Below are 17,361 nucleotides of genomic sequence, written 5' to 3'. Positions count from 1 at the left end.
GCCGTGGGCGGTGGCGGGCTGGGCCTGGTCGGGCTGGTCGTCGTCGTGCTGTTCCAGGTCCTCGGCGGCGGAGGGGGCAGCACCTCGGCCGCCACCAGCGTGCTGCAGGGGCTGGGCTCGGGTCAGACCGCCGACAACGGCGCTCTCGAGCAGTCCTGCGACGAGGTCGCCGACGCCAACGACTCCGTCGACTGCGCCGTCGCCGCCGACATCGACTCGATCCAGGACTACTGGGGGCAGACCCTCGGCGGCAGCTACCAGCCGGCCGACACGGTCTTCTTCTCCGGCTCGGTGCAGACCGGCTGCGGCGGCGCGACGAGCGGCTCCGGGCCGTTCTACTGCCCGGCCGACCAGCTGGTGTACATCGACCTGTCCTTCTTCGACGACCTGCAGACCCGGTTCGGTGCCGAGGGCGGGGCGTTCGTCAACGCCTACGTGATCGCCCACGAGTACGGGCACCACGTGCAGGACCTGCTGGGCACCAACCAGCAGGTGGACTCGCGGCTGAGCGGGCCGGACAGCGGCAGCGTGCGGCTGGAGCTGCAGGCCGACTGCTACGCCGGCACCTGGGCCAACCACGCCGAGACGGTGCCGGACGAGACCGGCCAGCCGCTGATCGTCGACATCACCGATGACGACATCTCCCGGGCGCTGGACACCGCCGGGCGGATCGGTGACGACTTCATCCAGGAGAACCTGGGCAGCGGGACCGTCGACCAGGACTCCTTCACGCACGGCTCGTCGGAGCAGCGGCAGCGCTGGTTCAGCACCGGCTACTCCACCGGTGACCCGCGCCAGTGCGACACCTTCGCGACCGACGACCTGGGCTGACGCGGAAGGAACACCGGCCGGGCCGGGTTGCCGCGGGCATGACGACTCTCGGGATCATCGGCGCCGGACACATCGGCGCGGCCCTCGCCCAGGCAGCACTCGACGCCGGTCACGACGTCGTGCTCAGCAACTCCCGCGGTCCGGAGACGCTCACCGACCTGGTGACCGCCCTCGAGCAGCGGCCGGGGCGCCGGGGGAAGGTGCGCGCGGACACCGCCGCGGGCGCCGCGGCCGCCGCCGACCTGGCGGTGGTGACGATCCCGCTCAAGGCCGTGCCCGCCGTCCCGGTCGAGCCGCTGGCCGGCAAGGCCGTGATCGACACGAACAACTACTACCCGCAGCGGGACGGGCAGATCGCCGAGCTCGACGACGAGTCGACGACGACGGCCGAGCTGCTGCAGGCCCACCTGCGCACCTCGCGGGTGGTCAAGGCGTTCAACCACCTCGGCGCCGCGGACATCACCACCGGCGGCTCTCCCGCCGGCACCCCGCACCGCCGTGCGCTGGCCGTGGCCGGCGACGACGCGGCGGCCAAGCAGCAGGTGGTCGCGTTCATCGACGCGATCGGCTTCGACGCCGTCGACCTCGGCCCGCTGGCCGAGGGCTGGCGGATCCAGCGGGACACCCCCGGCTACGGCCCGCGCTTGGACGCCGAGGGGCTCCGCGCCGCCACGGCGGCGGCGAAGCGCTACCGGGACATGTGACCGCCGGGCGCTCGCCGCCGCTCAGCCGGCGGCGAGCGTCTGCTCGGCCGCCTCGACCTCGGCGGTCCACGCCCGCTTGCCCGCCTGCCAGCGGTCCTCGTCGTCCCCCCGGCGCCAGTAGCCGGAGATCGAGGTGAAGGCCGGGTCGAGGCCCCGCTCGGCACGCAGGTGCAGCCGGAGGTCCTTCACCAGGCCGGCCTCGCCGTGCACGAACACGTGCCCGGTCCCCGCCGGCAGCTCCACGGCCTTGACCACCGTGGCCACCGCCTCCCCCGGGACGCCGTCGCCGCGGTGCACCCACACGACCGACACCCCCTCCCCGAGGACGAGGTCGGACTGCTGCTCCGTCGGGTCCGCCACCTCCACGAACACCAGGGCCGGGACGCCGGCCGGCAACCGGGTCAGCGCCGCGCCGATCGCCGGCAGGGCGCTCTCGTCGCCGACCAGCAGGTGCCAGTCCGCGTCGGGGCTGGGCGCGTAGCCGCCACCGGGCCCGAAGAACTGGATGCGGTCACCCGGTGCCGCCGACGCCGCCCAGGGGCCGGCCAGCCCCTCGTCGCCGTGGTGCACGAAGTCGATGGTGAGCTCCCCGCCGACCGGGTCCCAGGACCGCACCGTGTAGGTGCGGGTGACCGGCCACAGCTCCGGCGGGAGCTCCCCACGCAGCTGCTCCACGTCGAAGGGTGCGGTGTACGGAGCGCCCGGCGGGGGGAAGAGGAGCTTCACGTAGTGGTCGGTGAACTCACCGGCCGGGAACCCGGCCAGGCCCTCGCCGCCGAGGACGACGCGGATCATGTGCGGCGTCACCCGGGAGGTCCGCAGCACCTCCCCGACTCGTGCCACCCGGGGGCGCCGGGCGCCCCCGCCCCTGGTCGGTCCGCTCACGCGTCCTCCTCGATCCCTCAGGCAAGGCTTGCCTTCATCGAGGCTACCCGGCCTGCTACGCCGCCCTTCCGCCCGTGATCAAGAAAAGTGGATCTAGCCGGTTTACGCCGTAGCCGCCCACGGGTACCAGGCATCTCAACGGAACGGCGTCCCACCAAGGCCAGGTGGGATCCCCCGAGTTCAGCACTGGGCACCACCAGGCGCCCGTACGCCGTCCCGCGTCTCGGCCTCGCCGACACCGGCCCTCACCTGCCGGCAACGGCGTGTGCCCTCGAGCGGGCGTGGTCGGCCAGGGCACGGACGCCCAGCTGCACTGAGCACTGACCAGAGCACAGCCCACGCACGACGAGGAGGAACGATGACCCACTCCATCGACACCCCGACGCAGTCACCGCAAAGCGGTTCGACCCCCGTGTCCGGCAGCCCCAGCACCAAGGACGTCGCCAAGGACCAGGCCGGCAACGTCGCCTCCACCGCCGCCCAGGCCGGCAGCCAGGTCGCCTCGACTGCCGCCGACCAGGCCAAGCAGGTCACCCAGGAGACCAAGCGGCAGGCGGCCGACCTGATCCAGCAGGGCCGCTCGCAGCTCCAGGACCAGGCCCGCAACGGCCAGCAGAAGGCCGGCGAGGGCCTGGCCGGCATCGCCCAGCAGCTGCGCACCATGGTGGAGGGTGGCGGCGAGACGCCGTCCGGCCCCGCCGCCGACCTCGTCCGCCAGGCCGGGGACAAGATCGAGGAGCTCGCCGACTGGGTCCAGGCCCGTGAGCCCGGTGAGCTGGTCGACGAGTTCCGCGCCTTCGCCCGTCGCAAGCCCGGCGTCTTCCTGCTCGGTGCCGCCGTCGCCGGTGTGCTCGCCGGCCGGCTGACCACCGGCGTGGTCGCCGCGCACAAGGACACCAGCTCCTCGGGCAGCGGCACGCAGCAGCCCACCGGCACGGGCTCGCCCTACGCCTCGCAGAGCTACGCGACCGACACGAACTACATCGCCGACACCCCGTCGACCGGGTACGCCAGCACCGGCTACGAGGCCGGCACCACCGGCTACGCCACCACCGGCACCGCCGGCTCGGTCCCGCCGCCGCCGTACGGCACGCCGGAGACCACCACGCAGTCCTCCACCACGGCCGGCTGGGACGACCCGGCGACGCGCACCCCCGGGTCGGGTCAGCTGTGAGCACCCCTTACCAGGGCGGCGTGCCGCAGCAGGACCTGGGCTACGGGGACACCGGAGCCTCGACGTACGTCCCGCCCGCTGCAGACGGCTACGACTACGGCAACACCGCGCAGCCGATGACCGAGGAGGGGCACCCGAACGTCGAGGGCACCTCGGTCGGTCAGCTCATCGGCGACGTGACTCGTGACCTGTCGACGCTGATGCGCCAGGAGCTGGAGCTGGCCAAGGCCGAGCTCCGCGCCGACGCCAACAAGGCGACCGAGGAGGTCAAGGCCCAGGCCGGCAAGGCCGGCAAGGGTGCCGGGATGCTCGCGGGTGCCGGCGTGGCCGGGCTGATGCTGGCCGTCTTCCTCAGCTGCGCCCTGTGGTGGGCACTGGAGAACATCATGGACGCGGGCCTCGCGGCCCTGATCGTGGCCGTCCTCTGGGGCATCATCGCCGCCGTCCTGCTCTCGGTGGGCCGCAAGACGCTGAAGACGATCGACTTCACCAGGCTCAAGCAGATCAACCCCAAGCCGGAGCAGACCGTGGAGACCCTCCAGCAGGTCCCCGGCGCTCTCAAGCCCAACTGACCCGGAACGGAGACTGACGATGACCAGCAGTGACCCGGACGTGATCCGCCGCCAGATCGAGGACACCCGCGCCAACCTCAGCTACGAGGTCGACGCGTTGAACGAGAAGGTCAACCCGACCCGCGTCGTGGACCGTCGCGTCGGCAAGGCCAAGAGCAGCGTCGCCGGCCTGAAGGACAAGGTCTTCGGCGCCGCGCAGCAGGGCGGCTCGCAGGTCGGCGGCAAGGCGCACGACGTCGCCGGCTCCGCCCAGGGCGCGGCCCATTCCGCGGCCGGCAGCGTGCAGGACGCCGCCCACTCCGCGGTGGGCGCCGTGCAGTCCGCCCCCGAGACCCTGACGCGCCAGGCGCAGGGCAACCCGCTGGCTGCGGGCCTCATCGCCTTCGGTGTGGGCTGGCTCGTCTCCTCCCTGCTGCCCACCAGCGAGAAGGAGAAGCAGCTCGCCGCGCAGGCGGAGTCGGCGGTCAAGGAGCACTCGCAGCCGCTGGTGGACCAGGCGAAGAACGTCGCCCAGGAGATCGGTGACAACCTGAAGCCGATGGCCCAGGACGCCGTCCAGTCGGTCAAGGAGACCGCGCAGGAAGGTGTCCAGACGGTCAAGTCCGAGGGCCAGTCCGCGGCCTCGGACGTCCAGGGCACCGCCCAGGACGCCAAGCAGACGGTCCAGGGGCACGCCTCCTCCTGACCCGGCACCACCTCACGACGGCCCCCGGTGCTCCCGCACCGGGGGCCGTCGTGCGTCCGGACAGCGGTGACCGTCCTGCCGGGGCCGCCCCGGGACGACGGCCGAGGCCGTTCGCGGGTCCGGCCCGGTACGACTTCTCGTGAATGGCTGATCACCTGCAGGTCCACCGGTCCGGCGTCCCTGCAGGTGATCGTCACTTCAGGGCCGGAAACCCACCGGACCGGCAGCCACCCACCCCGGGCTCGGGATGGCCCCGCTCAGGCGCCCGCGCCGAGCCTGCGAGGCGTGGCGGGAAGGGGTCCTTTCTCAGACGAAGGCGCTGAAGCCGGTGATGGAGCGGCCGACGATCAGGGTGTTCATCTGCCGGGTGCCCTCGTAGGAGTACAGCGCCTCGGCGTCGGCGAAGTACCGGATCACGTCGTTCTCCAGCACGATGCCGTTGCCGCCGAACAGCTCCCGCGCCCAGGCGACCGTCTCCCGGCCCCGGGCGGTCACGTAGCTCTTGGCCAGCGACGCCTGGTCGTCGCGCAGCGCGTCGACCTCCTGCAGCTGGGAGATCCGCACCGTCATGCCCAGGCTGGCGGTCACGTTGCCCAGCATCCGGGCCAGCAGGTCCTGGATCAGCTGGAAGCTGCCGATCGGCTTGCCGAACTGCTTGCGCTCCTTGGCGTAGGCCAGGGCCACCTCGTAGGCACCGAGCTGGCAGCCGACACCGCTCCAGGCGACCCCGCCACGGGTCACCTTGAGCACCTTGTTGACGTCCTTGAAGCCGTTGCCGTCCTCGAGCTTGTTCTCCGCCGGGATCCGGCAGTCGGTGAACGTCAGGTCGGCGTTCTGCACCGTGCGGAGCGAGAACTTGTCCTCGATCTTGGTCGCGACGAAGCCGGGGGTGCCCTTCTCCACCACGAAGGTCTTGACCTGGTCGTCGTCCACGTCGCGGGCGAAGACCACCACGACGTCGGCGAAGGTGCCGTTGCCGATCCAGCGCTTGGCACCGTTGAGCACCCAGGAGTCGCCGTCCCGGCGCGCGGTGGTGCGCATGCCGCGGGCCACGTCCGAGCCACCCTCGGGCTCGGTGAGCCCGAACGCGCCGATCGTCTCCATCCGCATCATCGAGGGGATCCAGCGCTGCCGCTGCTCCTCGGAGCCCAGGATCATGATCGACCCCATCGCCAGGCCGTTGTGCACCCCGAGGAAGGTGGCCATCGACGGGTCGACCCGGGACAGCTCCATCGCCTGGAAGCCGGTGAACAGCCGGGAGGCGCGGGGCCGGCCGTCCCAGTCGTAGGAGCGGCCGACGATGTCGGCCTCGGCGAACTTGGGGATGAGGTCGTGCGGGAACTCGGCGGCGGCCCAGGCGCCGTTGACCCGGGGCTTGATCTCGGAGTCCAGGAACTCGCGGAGTGCCACCAGTTCCTTCTGCTCGTCCTCGGGCAGCAGCGACTGGAAACCGAAGAAGTCGGCGGGCAGGAGCAGATCGGTCATGGCAGCGGTGCCTTCTCTCTCGTCGACGTCGACGTGCAGCCCCGATGCTGCGCCCGATCTGCCGGGCCAGCCACCGAGAGTGGTGCTGCTCACCCCCGCACCCGGACGCGCTGGACGAGCTGCTCGACCGGACCGCTGAGGAACAGCACGAACATCGCGTAGAAGTTGACCCGGGGGAACACGACGCCGAGGACAAGGGCGACCAGCAGCAGCCCGGTGACGACGACGGACGGGACCACCTCGACGTCGTCGGCGCCGACCCCTCGCCGGCGCAGCCCCGGGCGGCGGCGCAGCAGCAGGGTGAGCGTGGTCGCCGCCCCGGAGCTGGCCGCGATCGTGCCGACGTACAGGCCCAGGGACAGCCGGTCGGTGCCGAACTCGGCGATCACCGCCGTGGCGAAGGGCAGCAGCACGATCGTGAAGGCCCAGAACAGGTTCACCCAGAGGAACAGCCCGTCGTAGGCGCCGACGGACTCGACGATGCGGTGGTGAGCCAGCCACAGCCGCGCTATCACCACGAAGCTGAGGGCGAAGGCGCCGAACTGCCCGAGGTTGTCGGACAGGACGGTGCCGAGGTCCTCGCCGCTGTCCTCGGTCAGCACCTCGATCAGCGGCAGGACCAGCAAGGTGATCGCGATGGCGACCACGGCGTCGAGGAAGGTGACCAGGCGGTCGAGGCCGCGCTCGGTGCGCACCTGCGCAGGCTAGGGGTTCCCGACCCCGGGCGACCCGGTCGTCGTCCCCCTGCGACAGGTGGCTTCCCACGGCTCGAGCGCTGCCCTCCAGGTGGGGCAGCGCTCAACCCGCCCGGGCCCCAGGTGCCGAGCGGCGGAGCTCGACGGCGAGGGACGGCCGCGGTGACGTGTCGGCGACGTGCACGGCGGTGACCACCAGCCCGGAGGGCTCCGCCAGCGCGGCCACCCGTGCCGTCCGGTGCTCCGTCGTCCCCGGCTGCAGGGGCTGGTCCACCAGCAGGAAGCGCCCGCTGCCGGTGAGGACCTCCCGGACCGCGCCGTACTCGTCCGCGGGTGGGCGCCAGAAGGCACCGACGTGCACGGCGACCACGAGGTCGGCCCAGCCCGCGTCCAGCTGCGCGTCGAGCAGCTCGGCCGTCTGCAGGGCCACGACCCCCCGGGCGACAGCGGGCGCGTTCCGCCGCGCCGCCGCGGCCGTCATCGTGGCCGATCGGTCGAGCCCCAGGACGACGCCCGTGGTCAGCCGGTCGGCGAGCAGCGAGAGGAGCACGCCGTGCCCGCACCCGACCTCCAGCACGCGGTCCCCCGGCCGCGGATCGGCCAGCTCCGCCGCCCAGGCCAACCGGGGGGAGACCGCGGCGGCCACCTAGTTCAGCGGCCGGGTGCCCGGCGGGAGCGTGCCGCCGGCGACCATCCCGGTCACCGCGTCCTGGAGCGCGGTCAGCGCCACCCGCTGGGTGAAGGGACCGGTCGACACCCGGGCGACGCCGAGCTCCTGCAGCTCGCGCGCCGGCAGCGACGCGCCGGGGACGCTGATCAACGTCAGCTTGTTGCGGCCCAGTCCCTCGACGACCGCGGTGATCTCCTCGCGGTCGACCAGCCGCGGCACGAACACCACCGGGGCACCGGCCTCGAGGAAGGCCTGCCCGCGCCGGACGGCCTCGGCGACCAGCTCGCTGCGGTCGGCGTCCGGCGCCGCCGTGACGAAGGCGTCGGTGCGGGCGTTCAGCACGAAGTCGATGCCGGCGTCCCGCCCGGCACGCACCACGGCCTCGACCGCGGCGACGGCGTCGTCCAGCGGCTTCATCTGGTCCTCCAGGTTGCCGCCCACGACGCCCACCTCGATCGCCCGCCGGACGGTCTCCCCCGCGTCGCCGTAACCGGCCTCCAGGTCCATGCTCACCGGCACGTCCACCGCCGCGACGATCCGGCCGACCATGTCCAGGTGCAGCTCGAGCGGGATGTTCTCGCCGTCCTGGTAGCCGAAGGTCGCCGCGATCGAGTGGCTCGCCGTGGCCAGCGCCCGCACCCCCGGCGTGCCGGCGACCACGGTGGCCGAGACGACGTCCCAGACGTTGGTCAGGGTCAGGATCTCCGGTGCGGTGTGCAGGTCGAGGAGGGTCCGGGCGCGGGTCGCGAGGTCAGCCATGCCGGTCAACGTAGCCACCGGTGGCCACCTCGACGGCCTCACTGGCCGTAGGAGCTCCGGAGCTCGGACCACAGCAGGTGGTTGACGCGGTACCGCAGGTGCCCGGTCGTGCTGTCGTCGGGCACCGCGCCGGTCGTGGTGAGCGTCCAGCGCAGCGCGGCCCCACTGCCGGCCGGTCGCAGGTCGAAGGTCAGGACGTCGTCCGGGCGTCGTGGCCACAGCGAGGACCAGACCACCACCCCCGGTTCCCCGGCCCTGCGCACCCGCGGCTCGACCTCGTCGTCGAGCAGCCGGAGCCACGGCCGGGCACCCGGCTGGTGCGGCTCGGTGAGCGACCGCCACACGACCGCCGGCGGAGCGGGCAGCCGGCGCTCCCGCCGGCCGAGCTGCCGCTCAGCCGTGCCGGTCACCGGCCCGGCGCGAGGTCGCCGGCATGAGCACCGCCGCCGCGCCGATGCCCACGGCCACCAGCCAGAACGGGTTGTCCAGCACGTCCAGCCCGACCAGCGCCAGCCCCGCGAGCAGCCCGAGCGCCGCACCGGCGAACGCCCAGGCGGTGAGCCGGGACAGGAAGGTCCACCCGTTCATGCCGCGAGAGCCTGCCGGGAGGGCGCTCGGCAGGCAAGCGCCGCCGCGTCCGGCCCGGGCGACTGCCCCTGAGGGCGGCGGCCAGAACAGGGGGCCCGCATGACCGTGCGCCGCCGTCCACACCGGGCGGCTTCGTCCCCAGCTGCCGGGCAGACCCGCCTGCGCCGTCCGTGGCGCGGCATCCTGACCCGGTGACCCCGAGGAGTGCTCCGCCCGTGGACGACGTGCTGCGCCTGCTGCTGGCAGGTGCCCGACTGGCCGCCCAGCCCGGCGTGACCGGGCAGGAGCTGGACCGGGTGGTCGACCGGCTGCTGCTCCGCGACCCGGCGGTCGACTCGCACGGCCACGCCCAGGACGTGCTGCTCGAGCTGCTGCCGGTCCTCTGGGAGGGCGGCTGGCAACCGGCGGACCTCACCCACGTGGTCCGGCGGAAGGTCAGCGCCCGCGCGGGCCGGCTGGTCGGGGCGGTGATCACCGGCGAGGCCACCGCTGCCGGCACGGCCGGGCGGGCACCTCGTGCCTGGACGGCGCAGCTGGCCGAGCTGGACGGGCCGGCGCGCACGGTGGCCGACTGGTGGCGGGCCGAGCAGATCGCCCCGGCGGCGGCCTGGCGGGACGTGCTGCGGGTGACCGGGGTGCTGCGGGGTCTCCCCCGGCTGGAGCAGCTGCTGCCCCCGCCCTCGGGCTGGTCGGCGGCACTGCTCGCCGAGAGCGGCTGGGAGGAGGCCGTCGACGCGCGGGCGCTCAGCCGGATCCGGGGCCTGCTGGCGAAGGCCGAGTCGACCGAGTTCGAGGCGGAGGCCGAGGCGCTGACGGCCAAGGCGCAGGAGCTGATGGCCCGGCACGCCATCGACACCGCGATGCTGGGTCAGCGCGCGGGCGCGCCGGCGACGGCCGGGCAGGTCCAGGCCCGCCGGTTGCACCTCGACGACCCGCACGCGGAGGCGAAGGCGGCGATCGTCCAGGCGGCCGGGTCGGCGAACGGGGTGCGGGTGGTGCTCCTGCCTGCGTTCGGCATCGCCACGCTGGTCGGGATGCCCGGCGACCTGGACGTGGTGGACCTGCTGGTCACCTCGTTGCTGCTGCAGTCGGGGCGGTCACTGGCCGACGCGGCACAGCTCGCCGGGGCACGTGGCCGGTCGACGGCCTACCGGCGAGGCTTCCTCTACTCCTACGCGCAGCGGATCGAGGAGCGGCTGACCGCCGCGCGGGACTCGGTACGACGGGAGGCCACCGCCACCTACGGCAGCGACCTGGCCCCGGTGCTGGCCGGCCGGCAGGCGGCCGTGGACCGGGCGGTGGAGGAGCTGTTCCCCTCGGTGCGCCGCCGCAGCGGTCGCGCCGTGGACCCCGCCGGCTGGCACGCCGGCCGGCAGGCAGCCGACGCCGCCGACCTCGGCGGTTCCCGTACCACCCGCCTCGGCGGCGGTTGACGGCCCACTCGCAGGGGCCCGCCACGAGCTCGCGAGCGGTGGGGGGCGAGGGGGTCCTATCAGAGGAAGACGTCGAAGGTGGACCCGAGATCGCGGATGAGCATCCCGTGCTGGGTCAGCTCGGCGGCCGTGGTCAGCCAACCGGCCACGAACACCAGGGCGTCGGCGGAGGTGTCGTCCAGCGACGCGGTCGTCGCTGCGGTCCCCGCCTGAGCCACTGCACTGCACGCCAAGGTCAACATGACCGGCCCCTTTCGTCTGTGCAGGGGTCGGCACGATCCGGGGGCCGCTGGAGGTCCGCGTTCCCGGGGAGCTCGAGGACTCACCCGTTGGGGTCAGCGCAGCCCGTCGAGGAGCATCCGCAGCAGCGCCTCGTAGCCGGCGGCGGGGTCCGCGGTCCTCCCGAGACCGGCCAGCTCGAGCGAGACGGCGCCGTGCACCGAGCTCCAGATCAGCTGCGCGGTCTCCACCGGGTCACCGGGGCGCAGCGCACCCCGGTCCACGGCGTAGCCGACCCGGTCCACCAGCGCCTGGAACGCGGCGTCGGCGCGGTCGACCAGCTCCTCGGTCGGGACCGTCGCCGCCCAGCCGGCGCCGAACATCGCGCCGTAGTGCTGCGGGTGGTCGAGGGCGAACCTGCGGTAGTTCCGGCCGCAGATCAGCAGCCGGTCGACCGGGTCGGCGTCGTCGGCTGCGGCGGTCGCGACCCGAAGCCCCTCGAAGCCGCGGGCGAGCACCGCGGCGACCAGCCCGTCCTTGTTGCCGAACCGGTTGTAGACGCCCATCGGCGCGACCGCGGCCTCGGCGGCGACGGCGCGCACGGTGAGGCCGCCCAGCCCGTCGCGCACCAGCACCCGCTCGGCGGCGTCGACCAGGGCCTGCTCGACCGCGCGGCTCGGCGTCCGGCCGCCGGTGGCGCTGACATCTGTCACGACCTCATCCTGCCCGTTGACCTTTGTAGAACATCGTTCTACTTTGATGGCACAACGTTCTACACCAGGAGGTCGTCGTGACCGCTCCCCCCGCCCCGCCCACCACCCGTCGGTGGTGGGTGCTGCTCGTCCTCTGCCTGTCCGTGCTGCTGGTCAGCGTGGACAACACGATCGTCAACGTCGCGCTCCCCACCATCGGCCGGGAGCTCTCGGCGACCACCAGCGACCTGCAGTGGGTGGTCGACGGCTACACGCTGGCCTTCGCCGCCCTGCTGCTGCTCGGCGGCGCCCTCGGTGACCGCTTCGGCCGCCGCCGCCTGCTGGAGACCGGGCTGGTGCTCTTCGCCGCGACGTCCGCGCTGGCGGCGCTGGCCGACAGCACCGGCGAGCTGATCGCCGCCCGGGTGGCCATGGGCGTGGCCGCCGCGGCCGTCTACCCGGCCACGCTGGCGCTGCTGGTGACCACCTTCCCCGACCGGCGCGAGCGGGCCACGGCCATCGGGCTGTGGTCGGCGGTCACCGGGCTGTCGGTCGCCATCGGGCCGGTCAGCGGTGGACTGCTGCTCGAGCACTTCTCCTGGGGCTCGGTGTTCCTGGTCAACCTCCCGCTGGCCGCGGTCGCCGTCGCCGCCGGGCGGCTGCTGCTCACCGAGTCCGCCGACCCCCGCCCGCGCCGGTTCGACCTGGTCGGCGCCGCCCTGTCGATCGCCGCGATCGGGCTGCTCGTCGTCACCACGATCGAGGCGCCGGGCAGCGGCTGGGGCTCGGCCACCACCGTCGCCGGCTACCTGGGCGCTGCGGTGGCACTGGTCGGTTTCATCGGCTGGGAGCTGCGCCGCCCCGAGCCGATGCTCGACGTCCGCCTCTTCACCGACCCGCGGGTCTCGGTCGGCAGCGGGGCGATCGCGCTGGCCTTCTTCAGCCTCTTCGGGTTCATCTTCCTGATCACCCAGTACTTCCAGGCGGTCCGCGGCTACGACACCCTCACCGCCGGGCTGGCCACCCTGCCCTTCGCCTTGGTCATCGGTGCGGTGAGCCCGCTGGCGATCCTGGCCATGCGGGCGCTGGGCACCAAGCTGGTGGTCGCCGCCGGCCTGCTGACGATGGCCGCCGGGTTCGCCGTCGCCGCCGGCAGCTCGCTGGAGTCGGCCTACTGGGGCCGCATCGTCATCGCCATGGTGCTGATGGCCGGTGGGCTCGGGCTGGTGACCAGCCCCGCCACCGAGGCGGTCATGGGGGCGTTGCGCACCGAGCAGGCCGGGGCCGGCTCGGCGGTCAACGACACCGTCCGCGAGGTGGGCGGCACGCTCGGGGTGGCGGTCGTCGGCTCGGTGATGAGCACCGTCTACGGGCCCTCGGTGGTCGACGCGCTCACCGGCGCCGGCGCCCCGGCACCCGTGGCCGAGGGTGCGGCAGACTCGGTCTTCGCCGGCCTCGCGGTGGCCGGCCGGCTGCCGGACGGCGCGGCCGTCGCCGTCCAGCAGGCCTTCCTGGACGGGGTCTCCGCCGGCTCCTGGGTGGCCGCTGCGGCGAGCGCGGCCGGAGCGGTCGCCGTCCTGGCCTTCCTGCCCGCCCAGCACCGCCTCCCCGACCCGGCGCCCGAGCTCCAGGAGGACCCCGTCCCCCTCACCCCTCGCTAGAGCTCGGGGCGAGCTCTGGACGAGGCCTAGGCCCGCGGGTCCCAGGGCTGGCGGCCGGGGGGCAGATTGGACCGGTCCGGCGCGATGACCGTCGCCTCGTGCGAGTCCGGCAGCGCGACGGTCTGCGGGTCGGGCGCCAGCAGCAGGTCGCCGGTGCCGCGCAGCATCGTCTCCCCCCGGAAGAACGCCGGCGCGACGCGGGCGTAGGCCACCATCAGCAGGATCCCGAGCAGCAGCGCGCCGACGCCGATGACGAAGACACCGCCCACGCCGTGGAACACCGTCTCGCCGTACTCGGGGTCGGCGAACTCGACGCAGGCGAGCACGAAGACGGCGAGCATGAACAACCCGCCCAGCAGCGGCAGCAGGAAGCGCATGACCACGTCCCGCGGACCGTGCAGCGACCGGCGGAACTCCCAGGCGCAGGCGAAGCCGGTGAGCCCGTAGTAGAAGGCGATCAGCATGCCGGTGGCGGTGATCGAGTCCACCAGGACGTTCTCGCTGACCAGGGTCAGACCCACGTAGAAGGCGATCGAGACCGCGCCCATCCAGATCGTGGAGACCGTCGGCGTCAGGTACCGCGGGTGGATCCGGGCGAAGGACTGCGGCAGCGCACCGTAGGCGGCCATCGACAGCGAGCCCCGGGCGGTGGGCAGGATCGTGGTCTGGGTGCAGGCGGCCGACGAGGTGAGCACCGAGATGATCAGCAACGCCTCGAACACGCGCCCGAAGGCGTCGTCGCCGAACACCGTCGTCCCCAGGGCGGTGAAGACGTCCTCGGCGTTGGCCTCGTTGCCCAGCCCGATGCCCTCGGTGCCCACCCCGGCGAAGGCGACGGTCGCCACCGACACGACCGTGTAGATGCCGACCAGCAGGACCGTGGAGATGATCGCCGCCCGCCCCGGCGACCGGGTGGGGTCGGCGGTCTCCTCGTTCACCGCGACCGCGGAGTCCCAGCCCCAGTAGATGAAGATCGCCAGCAGCACGGCCTCGGTGAGCGAGGCCCAGCTGAGCCCGGAGGGCCACAGCCAGGACAGCGACGGCGTGAGAGCCCCGGCGGGGGCGGTGCCGGACCAGACCTTGACCAGCGCGTAGCCGGCGAAGGCCACCAGGACGACGACCTCCACCGCCAGCAGCACGTTCTGCACCCGCGCGGTCGGCTCGATGCCCCGGTAGCAGATCCAGGTCATCAGGGCGATCCAGCCGACCCCGGCGACCGTCGTCCAGGACGTGCTGTCCGCCAGGGAGTCCAGCCCGACCAGCCGGTACCCGTAGGAGCCGGCGATCTGGGCCAGGTTCGCCATCACGATGACGTCGGCGGCGATGATCCCCCAGCCGCCCAGCCAGCCGGTGCGCGGACCGAAGGCACGGGCCGCCCAGGTGAAGGTCGTCCCGCAGTCCGGCTCGCGCTTGTTCAGCTCCGAGTAGGCGACGGCGATCAGCCACATCGGCACGAAGGCGAGCAGCAGAACAGCCGGCGCCTTGACCCCGACGGCGATGACGACGAACCCCAGGGTGGCGGCCAGCGCGTAGGCCGGCGCGGTCGAGGAGACGGCGAGCACGATCGAGGAGACCAGCCCCAGGGCCCCGCTCTTGAGGCCCTTGTCCACGGCGGCGCCCTCGACCCGAGGGGGTGCCGCCGGCGCGGAGGAGGACCCCGTCATGCCGGGGCCGGGCGCGCAGTCATGACACGGTTTATCGCACACCACCGGTGCGCGCGGCAGTCCCGGGTCAGACGTGCGGCTGGCCGGTCGACGCGCTGGTCCCGCCGTCGACCGGCACGACCGCGCCGGTCAGGTAGCCCGCCGCCTCGCTGGCCAGGAACAGCACCACCGGCGCGACGTCCGCGGGCTCCCCCGGCCGGCCCAGCGGGATCCGGTTCACGAACGGCGCCAGCGACTCCTCGTCCCGGCCCATCCCCTCGTTGAGCTCGGTGAGGGTGAACGCCGGGGCCACCGCGTTCAGCCGCACGCCCTCTGCGCCCCAGTCCAGCGCCAGGGACCGGACGAAGTTGCTGATCGCGGCCTTCGTCGCGTTGTAGGCGGCCTGCCCCCAGTCGCCGCGCTCCCCGGAGACCGAGGACACCGCCACCAGGTTGCCCCCTGAGCCGGCCAGGTGCGGCAGCGTGGCCTTGGCCAGGTGGAAGAAGGCGTCGACGTTGGTGGCCCGCAACCGCTCCCAGGCCTCGTCGGCCAGCTCGGTGATCGGGCCGGACTCGTAGCCGGCGGCGTTGCTGACCACGACGTCGAGCCGGCCGAAGCGCTGCACCACGTCCGCCACCAGCCGGGTGACCTGCGCCCCGTCGGAGACGTCGGCGGGCAGTGCCGCGGTGCGCTCGGCCGGGTGCCCGGCCAGCGCCTGCTCGAGCCGGTCGGGACGGCGGCCGGTGACGGCCACCGTCGCCCCCGCGTCGAGGAAGGCGCGGGTGATCGCCAGGCCGATGCCGCTGCCACCCCCGGTGACGAGGACGACGGAACCGGCGAAGTCGAACGAGGTGGAAGGCATGGCCGGGTCATCCCCCGCCGGGAACAGGTCGACACCCCCGATGGTTGCGTGCAGCGAGCAATGACCTCAGGCGTAGCCACGCCGGCGCGACGGTGCGCCTCTGCCCTGCACACCTCGCCCAGGAGCTCCTGTGTCCCATCCTGCTCCACCCTCCGCCGCAGCCATCCCCGGGACCGCTGACGCCAAGGCCACCGCGGCCGCCCAGGACGAACGCGACCACGGCCGCCGCTGGTGGACCCTCGCCGCACTCGGCCTGGCCCAGCTGATGGTCGTGCTCGACGCCACCATCGTGAACATCGCGCTGCCCAGCGCCCAGGCCGACCTCGGCTTCGACGACGCCGACCGGCAGTGGGTGGTCACCGCCTACGCCCTGGCCTTCGGCGGGCTGCTGCTGCTCGGCGGCCGGCTGGCCGACATGTTCGGCCGGCGCCGCACCCTGCTGATCGGCCTGGTCGGCTTCGCCCTGGCCTCCGCGCTCGGCGGCGCGGCCACCGGGTTCGGCACCCTGGTCGCCGCCCGCGCCGTCCAGGGCGTGTTCGGGGCACTGCTCGCCCCCTCGGCGCTGTCGCTGCTGACCATCACGTTCAGCGACCCCAAGGAGCGCGGCAAGGCCTTCGGCATCTTCGGCGCGATCGCCGGCGCCGGTGCGGCCATCGGCCTGCTGCTCGGCGGGGTGCTCACCGAGTACTTCAGCTGGCGCTGGTGCCTCTACGTCAACATCCCGATCGCGCTGGTCGCCGGCGCGGGCGCGGTGCTGTTCGTCCGCAAGGTCGCGCCGGGTCGTGGTGTCCACCTCGACATCCCCGGTGTGGTCACCGCGGTGCTCGGCCTCGGTGGCCTGGTCTACGCCTTCGCCCGCGCCGAGACCGACGGCTGGGGCGACCCGGTCACGGTCACGCTGATCGTCGTCTCGGTGCTGCTGCTGGTCGCCTTCGTCCTCCTGCAGGCCAGGGTCGCCCACCCGCTGCTGCCGCTGCGGGTGGTCCTGGACCGCCGCCGCGGTGGCGCCTACCTGGCCATCACGCTGGCCGCGATCGGCATGTTCGCCGTGTTCCTGTTCCTCACCTACTACCTGCAGCAGACCAAGGGCTTCAGCCCGCTGAAGAGCGGCGTCGCGTTCCTGCCGTTCGTGGCCGGCATCCTGACCAGCTCGACGGTCGTCGTCCCCCGGCTGCTGCCGAAGATCGGCCCGCGGTTCATCATCGCCACCGGTCAGCTGCTCGGCATGGCCGGGCTGCTCTACCTGTGGCGGCTGGAGGCCACCAGCGGCTACCTCGGCCACGTGCTGCCGGCGCTGTTCGTGATGGGGCTCGGGATGGGCCTCATCTTCGCCTCGTGCTTCAACACCGCGACCTCGGGCACCCGGCCCGCGGACGCCGGGGTCGCCTCCGCGCTGGTCAACACCGGGCAGCAGGTCGGCGGGGCGCTCGGCACCGCGCTGCTGAACACCATCGCGGCCACGGTCACCACCTCCTACGTGACCGCGCACCAGCAGTCGGCGTCGGTGCTCGCGGACGCGGCGGTCGCCGGTGAGACCCGCGCGTTCCTGGTCGCGGCCGGGGTCTTCGGTCTCGGCGCCGTGGTCAGCCTGCTGGTGTTCCCCAGCGGCCCCAACCCGGTGCCGCAGCCCGGCGCGCAGGTGCCCGCCGGTCACTGAGGTCACCGCACGCTCGACGCGACGGCGCCGTCCCTCCCCGGGGCGGCGCCGTCGTGCGTCCGGACACCCGCCGCGCGCAGGTCTGCGCGGAACGGACCGCAGGAACAGCTCCCGACCCGCGCCGGGGCTGCCGTGGACCCGGCGGC

Annotated in this window: 19 protein-coding genes; 8 read left to right on the top strand and 11 right to left on the bottom strand. The window is 73.5% G+C overall.

Annotated elements, in window-relative coordinates:
* Together ypfJ and FHL79_RS15135 are read left to right on the top strand one after the other, a co-directional pair.
* Positions 1-831 (top strand): KPN_02809 family neutral zinc metallopeptidase (gene ypfJ / locus FHL79_RS15140; protein ID WP_138759414.1); only part of this gene is annotated, 831 nt, incomplete at its 5' end.
* 38 nt (positions 832-869) lie between these two features.
* Positions 870-1,535, top strand: coding sequence for an NADPH-dependent F420 reductase (locus FHL79_RS15135; RefSeq protein ID WP_138759413.1), 666 nt, complete (start codon positions 870-872; stop codon positions 1,533-1,535).
* 21 nt (positions 1,536-1,556) lie between these two features.
* Here FHL79_RS15135 and FHL79_RS15130 read toward each other — a convergent pair whose 3' ends face one another.
* Positions 1,557-2,420, bottom strand: coding sequence for a siderophore-interacting protein (locus tag FHL79_RS15130; protein ID WP_246080824.1), 864 nt, complete (start codon positions 2,418-2,420; stop codon positions 1,557-1,559).
* 358 nt (positions 2,421-2,778) lie between these two features.
* Here FHL79_RS15130 and FHL79_RS15125 point away from each other — a divergent pair, with 358 nt between their 5' ends.
* The 3 genes from FHL79_RS15125 to FHL79_RS15115 are packed head-to-tail and all read left to right on the top strand — an operon-like array spanning position 2,779 to position 4,851.
* On the top strand, positions 2,779-3,594 hold the full coding sequence (locus FHL79_RS15125) for a hypothetical protein (protein WP_138759412.1): 816 nt from the start codon (positions 2,779-2,781) through the stop codon (positions 3,592-3,594).
* Positions 3,591-4,166 carry a phage holin family protein gene (locus FHL79_RS15120; RefSeq protein WP_218938479.1) on the top strand — a complete coding sequence of 192 codons (576 nt, stop codon included), beginning with the start codon at positions 3,591-3,593 and terminating at the stop codon, positions 4,164-4,166. The genes FHL79_RS15125 and FHL79_RS15120 overlap by 4 nt, the downstream gene beginning before the upstream one ends.
* A gap of 19 nt (positions 4,167-4,185) precedes the next feature.
* Entirely contained in the window at positions 4,186-4,851 is a 666-nt protein-coding gene (locus tag FHL79_RS15115) for a DUF3618 domain-containing protein (RefSeq protein ID WP_138759411.1), read from the top strand.
* Positions 4,852-5,157: 306 nt separating this feature from the next.
* On the opposite strand, the gene FHL79_RS15110 is transcribed toward FHL79_RS15115, so the two are convergent.
* From FHL79_RS15110 to FHL79_RS15085, 6 genes are all read right to left on the bottom strand, one after another.
* Positions 5,158-6,336 (bottom strand): acyl-CoA dehydrogenase family protein, encoded by a 1,179-nt coding sequence (locus tag FHL79_RS15110; RefSeq protein WP_138759410.1) that lies wholly within the window; start codon positions 6,334-6,336, stop codon positions 5,158-5,160.
* An 89-nt stretch (positions 6,337-6,425) separates the two neighbouring features.
* On the bottom strand, positions 6,426-7,031 hold the full coding sequence (locus FHL79_RS15105) for a TMEM175 family protein (protein WP_138759409.1): 606 nt from the start codon (positions 7,029-7,031) through the stop codon (positions 6,426-6,428).
* A 103-nt stretch (positions 7,032-7,134) separates the two neighbouring features.
* Entirely contained in the window at positions 7,135-7,677 is a 543-nt protein-coding gene (locus FHL79_RS15100) for an SAM-dependent methyltransferase (protein ID WP_138759408.1), read from the bottom strand.
* Positions 7,678-8,460 carry an isocitrate lyase/PEP mutase family protein gene (locus tag FHL79_RS15095; protein ID WP_138759407.1) on the bottom strand — a complete coding sequence of 261 codons (783 nt, stop codon included), beginning with the start codon at positions 8,458-8,460 and terminating at the stop codon, positions 7,678-7,680.
* A 38-nt stretch (positions 8,461-8,498) separates the two neighbouring features.
* Positions 8,499-8,870: a hypothetical protein gene (locus FHL79_RS15090; RefSeq protein WP_138759406.1), complete on the bottom strand. Its 372-nt coding sequence runs from the start codon at positions 8,868-8,870 to the stop codon at positions 8,499-8,501.
* Positions 8,854-9,048, bottom strand: a complete 195-nt coding sequence (locus FHL79_RS15085) for a hypothetical protein (protein ID WP_138759405.1) — start codon at positions 9,046-9,048, stop codon at positions 8,854-8,856. Before FHL79_RS15085 ends, FHL79_RS15090 begins: the two co-directional genes overlap by 17 nt.
* 215 nt (positions 9,049-9,263) lie before the next feature.
* Between FHL79_RS15085 and FHL79_RS15080 the strand changes: the two genes are divergently transcribed.
* A complete protein-coding gene (locus FHL79_RS15080) occupies positions 9,264-10,481 on the top strand; it encodes a DUF2786 domain-containing protein (protein WP_138759404.1) in 1,218 nt (405 codons plus the stop codon).
* A 59-nt stretch (positions 10,482-10,540) separates the two neighbouring features.
* On the opposite strand, the gene FHL79_RS15075 is transcribed toward FHL79_RS15080, so the two are convergent.
* Both FHL79_RS15075 and FHL79_RS15070 read right to left on the bottom strand, forming a co-directional pair.
* Positions 10,541-10,699 carry a hypothetical protein gene (locus FHL79_RS15075; RefSeq protein WP_246080822.1) on the bottom strand — a complete coding sequence of 53 codons (159 nt, stop codon included), beginning with the start codon at positions 10,697-10,699 and terminating at the stop codon, positions 10,541-10,543.
* Between the two features lie 117 nt (positions 10,700-10,816).
* A complete protein-coding gene (locus tag FHL79_RS15070) occupies positions 10,817-11,413 on the bottom strand; it encodes a TetR/AcrR family transcriptional regulator (protein WP_138759402.1) in 597 nt (198 codons plus the stop codon).
* 77 nt (positions 11,414-11,490) lie between these two features.
* Between FHL79_RS15070 and FHL79_RS15065 the strand changes: the two genes are divergently transcribed.
* The gene (locus tag FHL79_RS15065) at positions 11,491-13,053 is read left to right on the top strand and encodes a DHA2 family efflux MFS transporter permease subunit (RefSeq protein ID WP_138759401.1); all 1,563 of its coding nucleotides are present in this window, start codon (positions 11,491-11,493) and stop codon (positions 13,051-13,053) included.
* Positions 13,054-13,079: 26 nt separating this feature from the next.
* Here FHL79_RS15065 and FHL79_RS15060 read toward each other — a convergent pair whose 3' ends face one another.
* The gene (locus tag FHL79_RS15060; protein ID WP_138759400.1) at positions 13,080-14,717 is read right to left on the bottom strand and encodes an APC family permease; all 1,638 of its coding nucleotides are present in this window, start codon (positions 14,715-14,717) and stop codon (positions 13,080-13,082) included.
* A 67-nt stretch (positions 14,718-14,784) separates the two neighbouring features.
* A complete protein-coding gene (gene budC / locus FHL79_RS15055; RefSeq protein WP_138759399.1) occupies positions 14,785-15,558 on the bottom strand; it encodes a meso-2,3-butanediol dehydrogenase in 774 nt (257 codons plus the stop codon).
* Between the two features lie 130 nt (positions 15,559-15,688).
* Between budC and FHL79_RS15050 the strand changes: the two genes are divergently transcribed.
* A complete protein-coding gene (locus FHL79_RS15050; RefSeq protein ID WP_138759398.1) occupies positions 15,689-17,215 on the top strand; it encodes an MFS transporter in 1,527 nt (508 codons plus the stop codon).
* The last annotated feature ends 146 nt before the right edge of the window (positions 17,216-17,361 follow it).

This window comes from Modestobacter altitudinis (assembly GCF_005930475.1).
Lineage (GTDB): Bacteria > Actinomycetota > Actinomycetes > Mycobacteriales > Geodermatophilaceae > Modestobacter > Modestobacter altitudinis.
Note: the sequence above shows the minus strand (reverse complement) of the source record. Positions and strands in the feature narration are given on the sequence as shown.